Raw genomic sequence first — 19,155 nt, 5'->3', positions numbered from 1 at the left:
GTTAACCTTTAGTTTAAGTGCAAACACTGGCAGCCGAGCACTGCCAGTTTTTTATTTGTCGTGATGGTGGCTAGGCTAAATGGCTTTGACCCACATTACACCGACTTCTTTTTTGACCACTTTAACGCGTGTGCCTTTGCTGATAGGTTGTTCACTTTTTAGTTGCCACTGAATACCTGAGTAACTGTGATATTGCTTGTGCTCAGCGTTTAAATCGGCTTCAAGCACAAAATCAATATCAGCAAAGTCACTGCCCAGCGCTTTTTCGCTTGATGATTGTTGCAGCCTAAGTAAGGGTTTCCAAAGTATTAGCGCCAGTACAAAGGTCAATACAGCATTGACCCAAAGTGCACTGAGCCAATCTTCGCTCAGTAATCCTGCGTACATCATGGTGCCGCTAAAGATCAGCGATAACCCCAAAAACAGCAAAACAAATGTGGCAAACCCCAGCACTGCAACTTCAATCACTAACGCCAAGATCCCAACGATGATGAGCGATTGTGCTAAGTTGTCTAATACGAACGCCATTTATTTACCCTTTTTGTTGTTTGTTTATAGAGTTAATAATAGCCATACCTTGCGCAACCAGCGAGCTGGCATCGGTGCCAGAATCTGGTAATAGAACAACTGACGACTCTTTAGCAATGGCTTGTTTTGCAGCGATAGCTTTAGTAGCAAGGTCCAGTTGTATCGCTTTTTGCCCCGCTTGCGTGTCGGCGGCTTCACCCACTTTACGTAGCGCCTCAGCTTGTGCTTGTGCGACCGCAAGAATAGCTTGAGCTTCACCCTCGGCGCTTAAGATTTGCTCCGCTTTCTCACCTTCAGCTGCAAGTACTTGCGCTTGCTTTTTACCCTCAGCTACGTTGATAGCAGCCTGCCTATCACCCTCAGACTCAAGTATTTGAGCGCGTTTAACACGCTCGGCTTTCATTTGTGCTTCCATCGCTTCCATTACCGAATTAGGTGGCACAATGTCTTTAATTTCATAGCGTAGTACTTGAATACCCCATGGCTCAGAGGCGCTGTTAATAGCCGCCACAATATTGGTATTCAATAAGTCGCGTTCTTCAAAGGTTTTATCCAGCTCCATTTTGCCAAGCTCGCTACGCATTGTGGTTTGCGCTAACTGTGTAACGGCAAAAACGTAGTCATCAACGCCGTAGGAGGCTTTGTATGGGTCAAGAACGCGAAAATAAAGTACTCCATCAACGATAAGTGAGATGTTATCTTTGGTAATAGCTGACTGAGAAGGCACATCAACCGCTTGTTCTTTTAAGCTTCTGTCGGCTGCGACACGGTCTATAAACGGTACGATAAAGTTAAGACCTGCTTCTTTGGTTGATTGGTATTTACCAAAACGTTCAACCAGCCAAGCCCGGTTTTGTGGTACAAATTTGATGCTGCTTTTGAGCACCACCACCACAAAAATAAGCAAGACAACTTCAATGTTAAATAAAACTTCTAAAATCTGACTTAATGGTTCCATGATATTCCTCGCAAAAAGCGCTTTGACGTTTTTGATTATTGATTATTGTTTATTGCACCTAAAGTAGCCAATGCTAAAACGACGATTGGGGTATTTATAAAGCCTGTTATCCCTTTAATAGAATCTGGGAGAGTGAGCATGATAGGTAGGCTCCAAATCACTATAAATAATCACTGTTTTTGTTTAACTTGACAGTACCTATTTGTATCTCGTTTGGGTTCATTATAGGAGGGGTATTTATAAAAATGCAATCACTAAGGTTTTATACTTTAATATTGCTTATCTCTTTTGCATTGCTGGGCGACCAAGCTTTATCTATGGCTTCAGACTGACTTAGCCACAGGTATTGAGTATGCTCATTAGGGTCGAGTGTTACTTCAACGTCCTTGGGTACACAAATACTAAATACATGCTCGGTATTAACTTTAGCCCCAGTGATATAGCGATGTAGCCAACATTCTCTGATCTTATATTGGTTGCTATGTTGGTGATCAACAATTTCAATACCAAGTGCTCTTGCATCGATACCTGTTTCTTCTTTTAGTTCTCGATAAGCGGTTTGCAAGGGGGATTCATGATGTTCAACACCGCCTGTTACTGACTGCCAAAAGCTGGCATCATCGGCGCGGCGGATAAGTAAAAACTCACCTATATCGTTGTAAATCACGACTAGCACAGAAACTGGTTTTCTTAAGGACATAGCGACTAAAGGGCGAAGAATAAAGCGTTATGGTATCACCATATGCAGTTGTTAGATATGAAGTTTTAAAGCCAGAAAAAAAGCAGGCCCAAAAATGGGCCTGCTAAAATAACAACACCTAAACAGTGTGCTTTAAGGAAGATAAAACACCACCAACATCCTTGTTGGTATCAGCGATATCTACTTTTCAAAGGAGATAATGCTTTTAATGCGAGAAAGATAATACAATTATGTATATTAAATGTAAACACCAATTTAACATTTGAGGCTAAATAATTAAAAATATTTATTTATATCTATAAAAATCATGGTTATACATGGTGTTTTTTTTGTTTACCTTTTAGCCAAAAGCATAAGGATTTGTAAAGAGTGTGGTAAATGTCGATGTCTCCATTTTATTTCCATATTTGGCTGTCAAAGTGCGCCTAGCAATTCCTAATTGCTCAAAGCAGTTCCAAATCTTATTGCTCAGGGAAGAGCTTTTATTGACATAAACATTGGGGGATTTGTGAGTTGGTAATTGTGGAAGTCGGTAAATACATAAAGGCTATAGTGACTAGATGAAACTGTTTTTTTATGAAGAAAAAGCGTGCATTACACGCTTTTTGTCGATACCAATTGGTCAGCGCTACAACTCATAGTAGTCGAGTTAAAAAAAGCGTTTTAGCGCATCCAAAGTAGTGCCCATCTTGTGCCATTTGGTGTCACCCCCTGACATAGCGAAGAGCCCAGCTTAGTTGACTGGTATGTACCAAGAGCGGCCCAGCAATAACTGCCATTCACATCAGCTTGCCATCCAACAAAGGTATTTGGGTTAGCTGAGTTGAGATATTCTGGTTTGGTACATCCCTCTACAGAAGTATTTACATCATTGAGGTCGGTGCGACAGGTCGGAATGTCTGTACGTTGTGGCATTGCTTCTACCTTGTCGGCGTATGCCCATGAGCTTCTAATGTGTTCAAGTTCCAATGTTGGCATATTAGTTCCGTACACTGATTTTCCATCCGCACATTGTGCTTGTGAACAGGCCACTTGCTCCCTCGCATCTGCGAAGTAGCTTAAGCTTCCTCTAAACATCCAGACTTGGGTAGGATTGATAGGAGTTGTTGCAGGTTCAGTACCATATTCAGAAATTCTGGCAATGCCACCAATTCTGTTTTTAGGATAGCTGCCGACTAAGGTCCAGCCACCTCCATCGGTGGTCATGTCACAATAAACTTGTAGCGTTTCATTGTTGTCGGTCATGATTTCGTATAAGCCATCGCCTGAACTTTGCCCTGCCTGTAAAATTTCTCGGCATGTATAAAAAGCTGATTGCTGATTGGTACCAATTTGCCAATCTCCCTTTTCACCTTGACTGGAATACCATGTACCCTGAAAGCCGGTACCACTGACGCTGCCTGTGAAATACTTTACGTTATTTTGGGAGGACTCTGTGATTTGAAAGTGAATGAGCTGCTGAGCGTGATTTACAGTGCCCGACAAAACCTCAGTTTGATTGTGAGCAACAAAGTGGCTGTTTTGCCCTTTAAAATCGTATTCAACGCTATGTTGGTTGGTAACTTGTCCATCTGAAAGCGTGTCATAAACAATGGTATGTGGCGTGCTTAACTCAACTTGCGAATAAGTAGCAAAGCTTGCTGCGAACAGTGCAGCATAAATTCCGTTTAGTTTCATAATATTTATCTTCATTATTGTGGATGTTGTAGGTATATACCTTTTGAAATCGTGTACTACGTTTGGGTTAGTAATACACTTGATGAATATAACGGAAAAAGGGACTGAGTTGAAAGCTTAGATGCGTTGTGGTTTATGAGTTTCCTTAAATACAAACCTTGGAGCTCTTCATATTTATGTTCACCAGCTTGTCGTGGGGTAATATTTAAGCTAGGAAGCATTGTTTCGTGCAGTCTGCCTAATTGATTGTCTAATGAGTAGTTTTCCAACATCAATAGAACGATATTTCGCTATTGTATTGTGTGGCTATTATCAAGTTAATCAAAATGATTGAGTCGCTCCTTCTCAAATATGTTCACTCTATGTCAAAGCTGTGTGACATTTATCAGTTTTTTGGTTGGGACGAATGCTGTTCTAATCTGCCACCAGTAAGGTGCGATAGGTATCATAGGCAAACTGATCCGTCATACCGCTGACAAAATCCTGAATGAGTCGGCAGCGATAGTAAAATTCAAAGATTGGGTTTTGCTTTTGCTCATCACTGAGGTTGGCAACGGTTTGCAGGTAAACAGCCACAAACTTGCCAGAGATACGATTAAGCAGTCTGCTCTCGACAGGTAACCCTTTGTGCTTATTAGCCACTTGAGCGAATTGTTCGGCGTTTAAGTCCAATAGTCTTTGATATTCACTCAATATGCCAGAAGTGATTTTGTATCCTTGCAGTTCGAGTTGCTCGACTTCTTTGTGACAAAATACGTGTTTAAAAGCGACGTTTTTGAGGGCTTTGGTAATGGCAAACTGATAACTGTCATCTTCAAGCAAAGCGCTATTGAAGCTGCCATTGTAAATGCTCTGAATGTTATCAACAAAGCGTGCCGTAGCGTGTTTAACCAAAGGGTGAACCAGTGCAACGCGCAACCAAATAAAAAATTCGTTATCAAAGTTAGCTAGGTTATTTTCGGCCTTTTTCTTGGCTTTTTTACATTCGTCAGCCATGAGCGTAGGCTTAGATTGTTGCTCCTTTGGCAGTTCACTATGCGCTTGGCTATATTCCTCTTTTAGGGCCGATGCAAGCTTATCAACTGAAATAAGGCCTTTTTCGACCGCATCTTCAATATCGGCAAGACAATAAGCAATATCGTCCGCGGCTTCCATTATGTATGAAGCGGGGTGGCGATTGCCTAACTCAATGCCCAACGTATCACACATTTTTTGCACAAATGGCTGTTCACTGTAGTAGTAGCCGACTTTTTTTTGCAAATAACTTTGTGGGTGAGTCGAGTCGGGTTGAGGCGTTGTGCCACAGCGCGTGTACTTTAAAATACTTGCTGTTTGGCAATAAGTTAGGTTTAAGCTTGAGAGCGAATGAACAATTCGTATTGCTTGCGCATTGCCTTCGAAGTGGCACAGATCAAACAGTAACTTTGTTTCAATGTTGTTCAGTGTAGGTTGTGCAACATCTTTGAATTGACCCACACCAGTGCCATAAATTTTATGTTGCAAGAGGTAGCGACTAAACCAGTCATTGATAGCTGCTTCACCAAAGTGGCCAAACGCGGGATTGCCGATATCGTGCATCAAACACGCCATTTCAACTAAGGTTTCAAGGGCGTTGGCAAGCTCTGTGTGCAATGATGGTGCGAGATTGCGAGCTTTTAACTCTCTGACGATAGATTGTGCGATAAAGCGACCATTTTGTTGCACTTCAAGCGAATGGGTAAGTCGTGAGCGAACGGCTGCGTTGCGTTCCAATGGAAAGACCTGAGTTTTTTGCTGTAACCTGCGCAGTGCCGCGCTATTAATGATTCGGCCACGATCACTTTCTAAACTCATTGTTACGTTAGCATTGGCGCTTTGGCCGTAACATCTTTGGCCATTTATTTTGGTGTTAAAGTCCATGTTTTCGCTCAAAATATCATCGTTTTGCCATTGTATGGTTTACCTAGCCTATTGTAAATTTTTTGTGGGTAGCTCTTTAGGCTGGTTTGGCCTGATTGATCTCATAAATTTTTGTTATATCGTTTATGACACTAATATGAAATGCTGAATTTTTCACCTTTCGTTAATAAAAGTTTAATCTTGTGTCTATAGTGTATTTACTCCAATAGAATACATAGGATTAAAAATGAAGACTTCGTGCTTAGCCAAATCAGTGGCAACTTTCTTAACAATTTCAGCGTTTAACCTACAAGCATTACCGCAATGTGCAGATCCAACGTGGATGGAAATAGACTACCCTAAACCACAGTTGCCTGATACTGGCTATCGAAACGGACTTAACCGTTTTATTACATGGCTGCCGAGTTTTCATATGATCCATGATGTTGTGGTTGCTAAGGGCAACAGTGCAACTATTACAGCAAAGTTTGATTACGGTGCGATCTCTCATAAAGACTTAGAATATGAAACAGTGCGTTTCTACATTCGTTCACAGCAAGATAACCAGTGGCACTTTTTATCAGAAGCGGTGACTAACAGCGATGGCAAAGCGTTTGCCACGCTAGGGCAGTTGCCTGCGGGTCAGTACCGTATTTACGCAGGGGTGCCTGCTGATGGGTCTGGCACTGAGGGTTTTGTCACGGTTGTTGACCCAAACACGCCAGCGGTGTTGTTCGACATTGATGGCACATTGACCAAGTCCGATGCGGAACAAATTGGCGATTACACAGGAATTGACCGAGCCGATCCGCGTGACGGAGCTTACAGTTTAGTTCGTCGTTATATGGACCTTGGCTACCAACCCGTTTATTTAACCGCTCGTGTGTACTGGTATGCAAAAGGTACACGTAGTTGGCTAGATTGGATGGGTTTACCTCAGGGCGTATTGAGAACATCACTCAGTAACGAAACCAGCTTGTTTAAGACTGCGCAATATAAGATTGACCAAATCAACAAGTTTAGGGCGCAAGGTCTGAACATTGTACGCGCTTATGGTAACGCCAAAACAGATGCAGAAGCCTTCATCAAGGCAGGGCTGGGTAGCGAAAACAGCTTTACAATAGGTGGTGATGCTGGACACTACGGCACAACGGCTATTCTAAGCGATGGCTATTTTGACCATATCTCTGAATATGTTGATAATTTTGATGCTGCTTTATGTGAATAATACAAAAATGCCCTGAGAGGCTCAGGGCATTACTAAAGTATTATGCGGTAGCTGAAACCAGCTTATTGGCTCGTTTGTGCGCTTTACTGAATATTTTGTCTTTTAGCACTATGCGTAATAACACCATAACAACCAGTGCTTGGATATATACGGTAACCACAGAAATGGTCCAAATAGTGGTAACGCTCAGAGCTTGTTGGCTCAAGTAGTACAACAGTAGCGCCACAAAACTGCCTACTCGTATCGCTGTGCCAAGCAACGCTGGTAATGTGTTGGCAAACCCCTGAAAAATAGCACCCGCGGCAAAGGCAAATCCGGCAGGGACAAAATTGTAGCCTACGTAACTTAAAAATGTGGTCGCGGCATTGATCACATCAGGATCGTCACTAAAAGGGCTAAAAAAGATATGAGGGACAGAAACACAAAGCACGCTGATAAGTGCCATAAATAACACCGTCATTAAAGTCGTTATTTTATAGGTCACATAAACACGTTTTAGCTTACCCGCCGCATAGTTTTGACCCGCAATAGCGGGAGCCGCAAAAGCTATGGCCATAACGGGTAAAAACAGGCATTGCATAATACGACTACCAAGACCGAACCCCGCTTGTTGATGTGCTCCAAAATCACTCAGCGCCCAGTAAACCACCGCCATGTAAAAAAAGGTCAACATAAATTCACTACCAGCCGGAACACCCACTTTTAGGATTTGCTTAAGTGTTGTCCAATCTCCAGTTAGGTTAGCTTTATCGACCTGTAATGTATGGCTATTGTTAGTGAGATAAATCACCGTCATAAGCAGTGCAAGCAATGCAGACAGTGAGCTCGCAAGGCCTGCGCCACTGACACCCATAGGAGTAAATAATCCAACGCCAGTGATGAGGATGGGCGATAAAAGTGCGTTGATAAGCAAAGCGACAATATGCATCAACATAAAGGGCTTAACCAGTCCTGAGCCGCGCATGGAAGCACCGATGATGGTTAAAATAAATTGCAGCGCCAAAGAGGGCAAAAACCAATAGAAATATTCAAGGCATACTTGGTAGGTAGCTTGATCGGCTGCTGTACTTGCAAAATAATGATGTGCGAATAGGTAACCGATAATCAGCGCGAGCATGGTTGCACACATTCCATAAAAAAGGCTATGACTATATATCTTATTAGCTTGTGGTTTATCTTTGCGTCCAATCGCATGGGAGATAAGCGTCGCGCAGCCAACGTTAAACACTTGTGTGAGCGCCAAGACAAAAAAGAATAAGTTACCGGCTGTACTAACCCCTGCAATAGCTGCCTCTCCCAAGCCGCTGACGAAGTATAAGTCGATAATAAAATAGAGTGTTTGCACAAGCATATTCATAGCAATGGGAACAGCCATCGCGAGTATATGTGAGTGAATAGGCCCTCGTGTTAGATCTTGCATTTATATCCTTGTTGGTGGCTAGTGGTTGCTATGGTACTTATATCTGCAGAGCTTGCATGATTGAAATTGCGGTGTATGAATATCCCTTCTGCTATGTGATTGTATGCAAGTACCGATAATAGTTTCAATCTCTATTTGGTTTTAATTTTATACAACAGAGACATGAGAAAGAATGAAAATAAAATTGACCGTTTACGAGTGTCTTGATTTCATCGCGTTAGGTGGTAGTTTAAAGTGAACTTTCTCATTTTAGGCAAAGTAGCTTGGCGAATAATCACAACCGACGGCCTTTTTATACACTTTTAGCAGTTATCATCTTACTTGCTGTTTATTTTGGGTACTTTTGGTTTAACGAACAGCCCTCGGCTAGTTTCAAAAATATGCCGCTAGTGCAAATGCTGGAACAAGATGAGCAGCTGACCATTACCAAAGATTTGCCGCCGCAACCTTCTAGCCACCACAACCCACAACCTATGCGGCAAATGCACTGCGATCTGGAAGAGTTTATTAAAAGACAAGAAACCGCATCAAAAGAGCGGCTAAGTTCGCTCGTTGAGGAATTTACTAAAGTACAGCATATGTTTGGTTCGCACTCATTGTTGACTGTTTACCATCGCAATATAGCTACCGAGACAATTGATAAGCTCATTGAACGGCTTGCATTGGTACATCATTTATATGGGCAATTGTTAGGGGAGCGAGCATATAAATCTATTCAGCTGAATTTAGTGATTTTACCTAACAGAGCAGAGTATGAAGATCACACATCCCGTTACGGATTTGATCCGCGCGCTAGCCAAGGTGTGTTTTTCCATGGTAGTAACTCAGCATTTATTGAGTATAAAAATGATAAGCAAGTGGTGGCAACAGCTGTTCACGAGGCAGTGCATGCAATGAACTTACGGCTTATCGGCTTAACCCCGAGGTGGTTAAACGAAGGAATGGCGCAATTGCTTGAGAGCGTAAACAAACAAGGTAACATACTTATTTTTGATTCAGACCCAAGAGTGTTTCAAAACCCACCGTATGATATTTACGCCTTGTTAGAATCAGAGTCCCAGTGGGGAAGTATAGATATGGCACGGTTGTACTACAGTGGCTGGTCTTGGCTTAGCTATATAATCAGTAACGACTCAGGAATGAAGATGTTAACACGGTTGGTTGGGCGAGAAAGTGTCAACCCTTGTGATGTATTAAGTAGTGACGAAAGCTATGATATCTTGCAAAGCACTTCGACTACTTTTGAACAAGATTTTCAAGATTGGTTTTACGTACAGAAGTCAGAAATATAGTTTATTAAATCTAATGTTTAGGTCCTTATGATTTAGCTTTTAGACTATCAGAAGGACCAATCCCTACCTCGCATGGCAATATTACAATTTAGCAAGAACCTGTTTCGCTGTGCGTCTTGTCATGCAGGCTGACATCGGCGAGCGCGAAAATTTCTGCTGACTGACTTGTTGCACGTCACTGGTGTAAACCCGCATTTTATCTGAGACAACAACCTTACATTCTACTTTGTTATCTAACTGACTATAATGAAGTTCTACGCGCTCAGCTTTGAAGATTATATTTTTATAGGGGTAACCTTCAGTGGTGTTAATGCGTTCAACTGGAAGTGTGTTGGCCAGTGATATAGCGGTGAATAGAAGTGATATAACGGTGATTAAAGTTTTCATAATTTACTCTCTTATTACTGTTTGGGCTTGATAAGAGTATTGAGGTTATGGCCTGAGCTGACAAACGATAAAAAATTCTCTATGATTAAGTTTTTCTTAACTGTTGTCGGATTATGAATTTACCCCCTTTGAAAAGTTTACTGTATTTTAAATACGCAGCCGAGCTTGGTAGTTTTAAATTGGCAGCTGAGCAATTGTTTGTGACTCAAGCGGCAATTAGTCAACAAATAAGAGCGTTAGAAACGCACTTGCAATGTGAATTATTTGTCAGGCAAACCAGAGCTGTGCATCTTACAAGACAAGGAGAGCAGTTGTTACCTCATGTGTTAGCTGCCTTTGGTCATATAGAGGCGGGGATCGGAGCTCTAGCAAAAGACCCCGAGCCCACAACGTTGAACATTTCCGTATTGCCTTCGTTTGCTGCTTGCTGGTTACTTCCACGAATACAGGACTTTAGTCAAACTGGAGCAGACATAAAGTTGCGTATTGACCCAAGCGATCGACATGCTAACTTTGAGCGGGGAGAGGCTGATATAGGACTGCGATTTGGCGAAGGGCAGTACTCGGGTTTACATAGCGAGCTGCTGGGCGATGACCAAATGCTGCTGGTATATAAAGCAGGAATGCTCGATGAATCGGCCCCTTTGAAACCTCAGTTACTCAACAGTCAGTTAATCATGGATATTTGCCCTGATGCACAGCGGGCGTGGCAAACTATGGTGGATGAGCTGGATATAACGCCAGAGCAGTTACCTCACTTTTTGGAAATAGATAATGCCGCGTTGGTTATTCAGGCTGTGTTAGCAGGTCAAGGTATTGGTATGCTCAGAAAGCGTTTGATCGAATCTCAAGTGGCACTATCGCAGTTAATGGTATGGCCTGGTTTTGAGTTGCAATGCGACTATCAGTATTTTTTAGTTGGACCTGAGCGGCATTTTACATGGCATAAAGTCAGGATATTTAAAGATTGGCTAATTACGCAATTTAATCATTAATTGCCTTTTGTGCTGCTTGAGCTTTATTGCAGCTAATCACACGATTATAGGTTTAAGCTTAAGTTATCTCATCTTTGTTGGCCTTTACTGTGCTTATGGGATGCTAACGTGGTAATCTTCATGGCATGTGGCTAAAATTTACACATTGTATTGATTGTTGAAAATGATGAAAGGCCGCAAGCTACCCAATTTAAATTTGCGAGATTGGCATTGTGCTTGCAGTTTTCCGGCTAGTTGTTTGAGCAATGCGAGAGTATTGCAATGCGGTAAGCTTTTTAGAGGTGTAATATGCGTTGGTATACCGTCATTACCACACTGTTTTTATTGCTATTAGCTGGATGTGGAAAAGATCTCAAGCTATCCGAAGGGGTGGTCCATCAGTTTGAGCAAGAGCCGTTGTTAGTTGGTCAAATATCTGACGATGGTCGGTTGTTATTGACTGTTACTGTATCTGAGCAGGTAACAGTATGGCGTACAGCATCAAGACAAGTTGAGTACCAAGTTCCTCAAGAGCAGCTACTCAAACCCGTTCGTCACGCGTTATTATCTAAAGACAATTCCTTATTGTTGGTGGCTAACTACGATACGTTAGGAATATGGTCTGTTTCGGGAAGAAGCTTTATCCATAAGGTACAGTTTACGGGGGTTGATCCAATGGCCACCATCAGTCATATCGCGCTTTCACCTAACAATGGTCGAGCGTTAATAGCAATGACAGATGGCTCTTTGAATATGGCGGATTTAAACACACGGCTGAATAACCGATTTAAACCTCATTCAAGACCAATTGACTTTCTGGCTTTTGGTAAACAAGGAGAGCTGTTTTTAACTGGCGCTCAGGATGGCAAAGTGGGATTGTGGCAATTTGGTTCACCAAAGTCACTGTTTGAGAAAGAATTTGCTCACCGAGTGACAAGTTTAACAACCGATCAGGACTTTTCGCGCTTTTTTGTTTCTGATGGCCTAGGCGCGCAGCATATCAAAACACTGGTCGGTGGCGAAGAAGTAGTAAAACTTAACTATTCTGCGCGTTTTAAAATATTTCGACAGTCTCAATTTATTCCAAATGCGCCCCTATTAGCAACTTCGTCTTCTAAATCACATTTAAGTCTATGGAATACAGGCTCTGGAGATGAGCTGGGAACGTGGACCATCGCCACACAAAGGGAAGGGGCGACCATTATGTCAATGCACGCTACCAGCGCAGGTAAGCTATATACTTTAAATAGCGATGCAATGCTACAAAGTTGGGATCTTAATCAGCTCAAAGCACTTTAAGTGTAAGGAAAATGACATGTTTAGGTGGTTACTGTTAAGTCTGATTGTTTTACTGTTGGTAGGGTGTAGTGACTCTGAAAGCACAAATCCAAGCGCTAAATATCAGTACAGCGATGCGTTGGTATTGCGAGGCCAGTTATCGCATGACGGCAAACAGTTGGCACTTGTAATAGAGGGGCCAAACCTTGCGCTTTGGGATACAACAAGCAAACAAGTGTTAATGAGTTTGAGCGAAACGCAGTTGCCTGAACAGATCCGCGCACTCGTATTTCATAAACCTACCAAACAATTGCTGGTGGCGGGAGATGATCTAGTTCAGTTTTGGAATACACCCAATGGCACACTACAGGGTACGTTGAGCGTTTCTGGAGTGGATGAGCTTGCTAGAGTATCGCAATTAGCAGTGTCAGATAACGGCTCACTTGTAGCCATTGGATTTACCGACGGCTCAGTTTCTATCGCTAATAGAAATACTGAGAAAATGAACCAATTTATGCCGCATAGTAGTAATGTGATAGCGATACATATTATTGAGGACAGACTCATGATTGTAACGGGGTCGCATGATGGGGTTGTGAACGCTTGGAATTTACAAACTGGGCAAAGCTACTATCAGCAAGAATACACTTCTCGATTGAGTAGTGTCAGTGTGTCGGATGAACGCGATAAAATATTTGTTGCCGATAGTTTGAAAACACAGCAAGTACTCGCTGTAGATGACGGGCAGGTGCTCAATGAACTCGAATATATTACCCGCTTTAAGTGGTTTAGACAGTCGCTGTTCATTCCCAAAACCTCCTTGTTGATCACGTCGACACCAAAGTCTGAATTAAGCATCTGGGATACATCGTCTGGCAAAGAGAAATTCAGTTGGCAAATTGATACTCATAGCTTAGGGACAACGCTACTGGATATGGTTATTGTGGATGATACTTTACTTACACTTAACAGCGAAGGCGTAGTTGAAAGCTGGACACTCAGTAAGATGATTGCAGATCTTTAAACACTCTATGTTTGTTTGTATAATGGACACATGACAATTATAAATACTCATTTTTTACATGTCACTAGAGGGTTGACCATGCCTTCAGCCGCACGGTCACTATGGTTATGTTGTGTGTTTTTTTTGCTTTGCTGGTCAGCATTAAGCAATGCACAAATGCAATTGTCTGAAGAAATATGTAAGAGCTTTTTAGTTGAAGCTCGCTCGTTAGAACGCGCTGGCGCCTACCAAAAAGGTCAACCTTCTTACAACCGTTGGCAACGCTTGGATGAGCGATTAAGGTTATTTTGTTCAGATGTGGTTGTTTATACCTCGCATCAACAAGATAAACCAAAGGTTGCAACTCATGCCAACAAACCCGTGTTACAAGTCGCATCAGCCCAGTTGAACCAAGGCCCTGAACGCTATAAAAATGCTAAAAAACAAGCTGCATGGGTGGATTTTTACCAACCGTCAGCGCAGTGTCAAAAGGCAAACAAAACGGCTCAGGAGCATGTAAATTGTAACGAAGAAGCGACAGAAAATAGAGTTCAATTTGAACAATATTGGCTCAAAACTCTCGAGCAACAGCAGGTAAACGCTGAGCAGCAAAAAGACGATGAGGAAGCTGATAAGGAAATAGCAAAAGTTGAACCTAAATCACTACCTTCTCAAAATGCGCAAAAGGCAATCTCAAATCCGGCGCAAAGCAACACGCCTATGGTTGCGCCTACCGTTCAATCTCAGCCAGAGCCTTCGAAATGGAGTAATGTTGGAAGTTACGTGTGGGTTGTATTGCTGATAGCAAGTATTGCTGTGGTCGCTGTAACATTGTGGCCTTACACAAAACGGGCTACGAGCCACTTTCTTAATCGCTTACAGTTACATCGGTTCATCAAGCAATCCATCGGGGATAACTATTTTGCATTTGGTAAAGTGTGTTTGGGGACGCACAATCATCGCTTAGATGTGGATGAATTGCTAGTTTCTAAATTTGGGGTGTTTGTTATTCAGTATCAAAGCCAAGCTGGGTCTATTTGGGTTGATAGCCACTCAGAATATTGGACTCAAAGTATTGATGATGAAAGGCATTATTTTGAAAACCCATTTGAGGCTTTAAATAAAAAAATAGCCGTGCTCAGAGAGTTTCTGGACATAAATACCCATATTTACGGTTGTGTAGTGTTCCCTAAAGATGTGTATTTCAGAACGCCTATGCCCAACGAAGTGTGTACCTACTCAGACGCCCCTGGTCTTATTAAAGCCTATAACCAAGTTTGTTTTGATGATGAACAAATCGAACAAATAAAAATACAAATTGAACTATATCAACAGGACAGTTCACTTATAGAACGCATCAAACAAGCGACAGGACGCTTCAACCCACTGCAATTGAATTAACCGCTTTTAGCGCTTCCAAAGTTTTGTTCTTTAGTCAACCAGTTCATATGAACGGTCGGGTGTAGGGTAACGGGCTGTCAGCATAACAATGGTTGCTCATTATTAAAGAAAGCAAATACAGGGAAACTAGTAATGAGGTGGCCAAAAAGCATTGACCACTAAAACAAGCTAATTTCTGTGCAAGTTTCGGTATATAGCCACCAACTCGCTATTTTGACTATCAAGCATTAAGTAGACATTAAGTGCATTTTCAAATACAGGTTTTAAGAAATAGTTAACCTCTTTTTTTAGCATCTTTTGTAGGTCTATATCTCGTTCATCAACTATTGATTGAACAATTTGTTTATATTGGTCGAGTACATGAATTTCATCGTAAAGTGCTCGATTCATATCTGTAACCAAGTTTCTCAAGCAGAAACTACTTACGCTCAAAAGGTATTCACTAAAATCCTGATTTTTGTTTAGTAACGGCATGCATGAACCAATTTCTGATTGCTGTTGCACGAACAGAGCTCCCTTCGATAAGGGAAACTTTTTTCTTACTGTACTACAATAATTAATAAGATCATTGCCGCAAGATAGCTCGTATTCAGGTCCACTCTTTACTAAGCGAATGGTTTCATCTCTTGTTTCTGGTGTTTCGTTCATCAATATAAAATCTGTCGTCTCAAGACTTTTTTTTAGCAATTCGGTTGAACACTGTGAGTAAAGGTTCTCAGTCAGCACTTTGAGTCTATTTCTCAATACATCAATTTCGAGAGGATAGCGTGCAATTTTATTTTGCAATCTGAATTCTTGTTTTGTTTCTGCTAATTCTTGCTTACTCGTATCCCATGTTTTGTAAAGCAACGCGATACTGGCTAACAGAAGTAATGGACTAAGAGAGCTATTAAAGAAAGCGGCTACGTTGTTCCAAGTTGTGAAGTTCCTATTATTAGGATCAAAGCCAAAACTCATTAAATACCATGCGACTAGGAATGATGGGATGAGAATCAAAGGTAGTAATAAATAAAATAGAAACTTATCGCTTTTCGCTTTCTCGCTGAGCATAAAAAACATTATTGTTGCGATAATGGTAATAACAAAAAATGCCAAAATAAGACCAAAATCCATAACTCTCCTTATATATTCAAGGCCGTATTTCAAATTCACTTGATAATAACATCATTATTCTGTACGCCTATCAATAAGGGGCATACTTATATGATTAGTAAGGTCGGAAGCAAAGAGTATTGTGTGATTCTATGAAGTGGAAATTCCATCAAAATAGACGGATAAAGCAAATACTCATCACCGACGTCTCTAAATAATTTGCTGTATGAAAACCAACTTTACCAGCACGGTAACAAATCGCTGACACGCACCACTAATTTGGACCTTCCTAAGATGCCGCCTAAGCTTTAACCCTACACTCAAAGGGTTGAGGAAACCAAACTATGGCAACTGCCCGTAGAAGGCAAATCAGTTTAACTGACACCAAATACTACCACTGTACCTCCCGTTGCGTAAGGCGTGCGTTTCTGTGCGGTAAGTAATCCGTGGACCCTCTCCAACTTGATGTTAACTTTGATTTAGCCATACTAGATGCCTACGCAGAAGAGCAACTTAAATTTTATTTAGAGAGCAAAGCTAAAAAGCATCAACCAAACTATTACGCGCACCTGCGTACCATACATTCGCGTCGTACTGTCGACTAGTTAAGTGTAAAGCTAAATCTGCTGGCAAAACCTATGATACCAGCGGCAATAAAATTGAGAGTGGTTATCTAAAGTGGACATTAAGCGAAGCTGCTGTGCTCTATTTGCATGGCTAACTGACATAACGAAGTTGAACAGGTTTAAGAATTGCCAATACAAATTAGCTGCTTCAAAGCAGCTAAAAAGAATCGTTATGCTTACTTGACCGGAGAAAATTCATAGGTATTAGGCATCAAGGCTTTGGTACCGTGCCTACACCAGCAATTTTTACGTTAAACCCTCGTTGTGAAAGACTTTCATATGCCTTCGAAAGGTTTACTTTACTAAAAAATGGCAAATTATCTTTCAAAGTTGATGAATCTTCGCCAAGTATTACAAATACGACTTCTACACCATCACTTTTGAAATTATCTAACGGAACTGTATTCTGTAATCCATCAAAAACGCGTTTAAGAACTTTTCTAGTTGCTTTTCTAAACTCTTTGTCACCCAATAATATTTCTGCAGAAACACTACCTTGAGAAAATAAGTGACTTAAACCAGCCGAGCCACCTTTTCGATGTTTGACATGAATATATTGCTTGTTTGCAGTCATTAGATCACAAAGCTCAATGGAGGTTGTCGTTCTATTGCTTTTAATTAATTTTTTATCTAACAGGTAATAAGAGTGCGAATTGGCAGCCCTTTCATTGTAGTCCCCTTCGGTTTCAATCCTATCTTTCGTTTTGCCATCAACAACTTCACTCCAAGTATAAACTTCAGGGAACGGTAAGCTAGATATAGGTATTTGTGAAAGCGTAGTGTTTATTCTAGTCATAAAATCAGTAGCGATTTCGTACCATGTTCCAGAAAACAGCACATATATTTTGTCACTTAATTTATGCTCAAAATAAATAGATTTATATATTTGGTGTTCTGTTTCATTTTCATGGACATCGTATACAAATAGTCGGTCTCTTTTTATTGAATCGACCGATACAGCTGCAACGTCAAGATTTGCATAGTAGTCATTAGTATCAATTGTAGGCTTTATAATGTTTTTGGAGCGCGTAAAACTAAAACCCCAAATAGAATCCCAATCAGTTAACTCAGGAATAGTGACACATACATCAGGGCTTTTGACCTTTAATGCATTAACAAGATGATCGTCTAGGTTTGAAATTTCAGAAGATTCTTTAATCTTACGGATGTTATCTACCCATGAAAATTCACCTTTGTAAGAGTCATTGTTGTAATAATCCGAAAGAGTTGAGATTAAATCGCTGATTTCATCAATGTTTAACTCTAAACCGAAAGAAAATACAGAATCGCCTCCCGAAATATTCTTTAAATTGACACCTGCTTTAGGTGAACCAGTTACTGCTCTCAATACATCTTTCGATATATCAATCCCAAAGACGCCAACATCTGACTCTCTCGCAGCTTGAGACTTTTTTTGTACGGCTTGATCATCTAAAGTAAAAAGGTCAACACTTCTCAAACTGTCGTGCTTTAAAGTGTTCAGCGCTGTTTTAATTCCAAAGTCATGCACAAAATATTTAGTATCCAAGAGAAAACGACCATAACCAAAAGTAAAAGCCATTGTATTGTGGGGGGTTTTAATAATTAATAACGCAGAACTAGATCTATTAGACAGTTCATTCAGATCTACACCTGTCACTTCTTCAGTAAAAGTAGCCCACTTAGGCTTTTTCTCCGTCGAGATTTTTACGAAAAGATTTCCCTCTAACTCATGCTGACTATCAATTTCGTAGGTGTTAACTTGAGCTGAACTCTTTAAGAATTCATTGACATCAAGGTCTTTATACTCACCTTTTACGAGGAATGAATTTAAAAAAAGGTACGGCTTTTTATCATCACCATCCATTGCAGAATACTCCATATTTGATGCTTAACGCCAACATAACCCGCGAGCGTTAGCGAGTTGGCGTTGATGTTTTTGTTAAACGTGACTTGAACCATGTAGTGAGCGCTTTTAGATCAACACCGAGGCCGCTGATATTTGGTTCAAGGATAAGAGTATCTACGAAAGACCCAGATTCACCCGCTCTTATTTCTTGAGATATAGAGAAGTCCTTGATTTTCTTCTCGGACTTTATGTCGACGAACAGTTTTTCAAGAAACACAATAAGATCTGATGGTGTTTTGCATACATCACGAACTTTTACAAAGACCAAAGAGTCTTTAATTTCTTGGACGTGATTGGAATAACTGTTTTCAATAAAGTAACTCGGGTGAATGGTGGTTATCAATATCGCGGGTAAAAGTTCCTCTGGGTCAATACCGTTGATACCCTGCCAAGATAAAACTTCTGAAGCGAAGTGACTATCAGGAAGCCCCTGAACCATGACCGCATCATTTTTGGCACAAAACGAAGCTATTCGACCCATGTTTTTGTTCAAAGCCTCATTGATGGGCTCCTCCCAACAGTAATAATCCAGTACATATAGGTAGTACTTGCGCTCTTCTGAGAGAGGGAGATCAGATACTGAACTTACATGTAGGCCCATGATGGCTCCTTACGTTTAACAGCTTATTCTGTCCCACTTTGGTAGTTTATAACACACCAAAACGGCTCATATTACATACCTTTATAATTCCACCAATAATTGCCAATGTAAACAAGTATATAATATGATGTTAAGTTCTGGTTTGTCACTTTACCTCAAAACTGACATTAGTATATTAACGTTAACTCACAATGGGGCTGAAACGAGTTACGCTTGAAGGTCTG

General features: G+C 41.0%; 16 protein-coding genes and 2 pseudogenes. 8 read left to right on the top strand and 10 right to left on the bottom strand.

The genetic code is table 11. The features are described from left to right. Window positions 1-75: 75 nt before the first annotated feature. From BIW53_RS15685 to dgt, 5 genes are all read right to left on the bottom strand, one after another. Window positions 76-528 (bottom strand): NfeD family protein, encoded by a 453-nt coding sequence (locus BIW53_RS15685; RefSeq protein ID WP_070992977.1) that lies wholly within the window; start codon window positions 526-528, stop codon window positions 76-78. Between the two features lie 4 nt (window positions 529-532). Next, window positions 533-1,486 carry an SPFH domain-containing protein gene (locus BIW53_RS15680; protein ID WP_070992976.1) on the bottom strand — a complete coding sequence of 318 codons (954 nt, stop codon included), beginning with the start codon at window positions 1,484-1,486 and terminating at the stop codon, window positions 533-535. 262 nt (window positions 1,487-1,748) lie between these two features. Further along, entirely contained in the window at window positions 1,749-2,186 is a 438-nt protein-coding gene (gene nudB, locus BIW53_RS15675; protein ID WP_070992975.1) for a dihydroneopterin triphosphate diphosphatase, read from the bottom strand. 663 nt (window positions 2,187-2,849) lie between these two features. Continuing rightward, window positions 2,850-3,863 carry a fibrinogen-like YCDxxxxGGGW domain-containing protein gene (locus BIW53_RS15670; protein ID WP_070992974.1) on the bottom strand — a complete coding sequence of 338 codons (1,014 nt, stop codon included), beginning with the start codon at window positions 3,861-3,863 and terminating at the stop codon, window positions 2,850-2,852. A gap of 414 nt (window positions 3,864-4,277) precedes the next feature. Next, window positions 4,278-5,762, bottom strand: coding sequence for a dGTPase (dgt, locus tag BIW53_RS15665; protein ID WP_070992973.1), 1,485 nt, complete (start codon window positions 5,760-5,762; stop codon window positions 4,278-4,280). Window positions 5,763-5,988: 226 nt separating this feature from the next. On the opposite strand from dgt, the gene BIW53_RS15660 reads away from it, so the two are divergent. After that, a complete protein-coding gene (locus tag BIW53_RS15660) occupies window positions 5,989-6,969 on the top strand; it encodes an LNS2 domain-containing protein (RefSeq protein WP_070992972.1) in 981 nt (326 codons plus the stop codon). Between the two features lie 40 nt (window positions 6,970-7,009). On the opposite strand, the gene BIW53_RS15655 is transcribed toward BIW53_RS15660, so the two are convergent. After that, window positions 7,010-8,389: an MATE family efflux transporter gene (locus tag BIW53_RS15655; protein WP_084228188.1), complete on the bottom strand. Its 1,380-nt coding sequence runs from the start codon at window positions 8,387-8,389 to the stop codon at window positions 7,010-7,012. A gap of 380 nt (window positions 8,390-8,769) precedes the next feature. On the opposite strand from BIW53_RS15655, the gene BIW53_RS15650 reads away from it, so the two are divergent. Continuing rightward, on the top strand, window positions 8,770-9,681 hold the full coding sequence (locus tag BIW53_RS15650; protein ID WP_139158865.1) for a hypothetical protein: 912 nt from the start codon (window positions 8,770-8,772) through the stop codon (window positions 9,679-9,681). Window positions 9,682-9,762: 81 nt separating this feature from the next. Here the strand turns inward: BIW53_RS15650 and BIW53_RS15645 are convergent, their stop codons facing one another. Next, the gene (locus tag BIW53_RS15645; protein ID WP_070992970.1) at window positions 9,763-10,068 is read right to left on the bottom strand and encodes a hypothetical protein; all 306 of its coding nucleotides are present in this window, start codon (window positions 10,066-10,068) and stop codon (window positions 9,763-9,765) included. Window positions 10,069-10,181: 113 nt separating this feature from the next. On the opposite strand from BIW53_RS15645, the gene BIW53_RS15640 reads away from it, so the two are divergent. The 4 genes from BIW53_RS15640 (at window position 10,182) to BIW53_RS15625 (ending at window position 14,724) form a co-directional block, all read left to right on the top strand. Beyond that, window positions 10,182-11,063 (top strand): LysR substrate-binding domain-containing protein, encoded by an 882-nt coding sequence (locus BIW53_RS15640; protein WP_070992969.1) that lies wholly within the window; start codon window positions 10,182-10,184, stop codon window positions 11,061-11,063. 288 nt (window positions 11,064-11,351) lie between these two features. Further along, entirely contained in the window at window positions 11,352-12,341 is a 990-nt protein-coding gene (locus tag BIW53_RS15635) for a WD40 repeat domain-containing protein (protein ID WP_070992968.1), read from the top strand. A gap of 16 nt (window positions 12,342-12,357) precedes the next feature. Beyond that, entirely contained in the window at window positions 12,358-13,344 is a 987-nt protein-coding gene (locus tag BIW53_RS15630; protein WP_070992967.1) for a WD40 repeat domain-containing protein, read from the top strand. A gap of 156 nt (window positions 13,345-13,500) precedes the next feature. Then, the gene (locus tag BIW53_RS15625) at window positions 13,501-14,724 is read left to right on the top strand and encodes a nuclease-related domain-containing protein (protein ID WP_175442155.1); all 1,224 of its coding nucleotides are present in this window, start codon (window positions 13,501-13,503) and stop codon (window positions 14,722-14,724) included. Window positions 14,725-14,892: 168 nt separating this feature from the next. On the opposite strand, the gene BIW53_RS15620 is transcribed toward BIW53_RS15625, so the two are convergent. Then, a complete protein-coding gene (locus BIW53_RS15620; protein WP_070992965.1) occupies window positions 14,893-15,837 on the bottom strand; it encodes a hypothetical protein in 945 nt (314 codons plus the stop codon). A gap of 323 nt (window positions 15,838-16,160) precedes the next feature. Here BIW53_RS15620 and BIW53_RS21115 point away from each other — a divergent pair. Further along, a pseudogene (locus BIW53_RS21115) lies at window positions 16,161-16,256 on the top strand (Mobile element protein); the annotation flags it as partial. Between the two features lie 182 nt (window positions 16,257-16,438). Continuing rightward, window positions 16,439-16,537, top strand: a pseudogene (locus tag BIW53_RS21300) (hypothetical protein); the annotation flags it as partial. A gap of 116 nt (window positions 16,538-16,653) precedes the next feature. On the opposite strand, the gene BIW53_RS15615 reads toward BIW53_RS21300, so the two are convergent. Next, window positions 16,654-18,303 carry a TIGR04141 family sporadically distributed protein gene (locus BIW53_RS15615; RefSeq protein ID WP_217495716.1) on the bottom strand — a complete coding sequence of 550 codons (1,650 nt, stop codon included), beginning with the start codon at window positions 18,301-18,303 and terminating at the stop codon, window positions 16,654-16,656. A gap of 34 nt (window positions 18,304-18,337) precedes the next feature. After that, window positions 18,338-18,931 carry a hypothetical protein gene (locus tag BIW53_RS15610; RefSeq protein WP_070992963.1) on the bottom strand — a complete coding sequence of 198 codons (594 nt, stop codon included), beginning with the start codon at window positions 18,929-18,931 and terminating at the stop codon, window positions 18,338-18,340. Window positions 18,932-19,155: the final 224 nt, after the last annotated feature.

Source organism: Pseudoalteromonas byunsanensis, from assembly GCF_001854475.1.
Classification (GTDB): Bacteria; Pseudomonadota; Gammaproteobacteria; order Enterobacterales; family Alteromonadaceae; genus Pseudoalteromonas; species Pseudoalteromonas byunsanensis.
The sequence above is the reverse complement of the archived record's forward strand: the minus strand, read 5'-3'. Positions and strand labels throughout refer to the sequence as shown.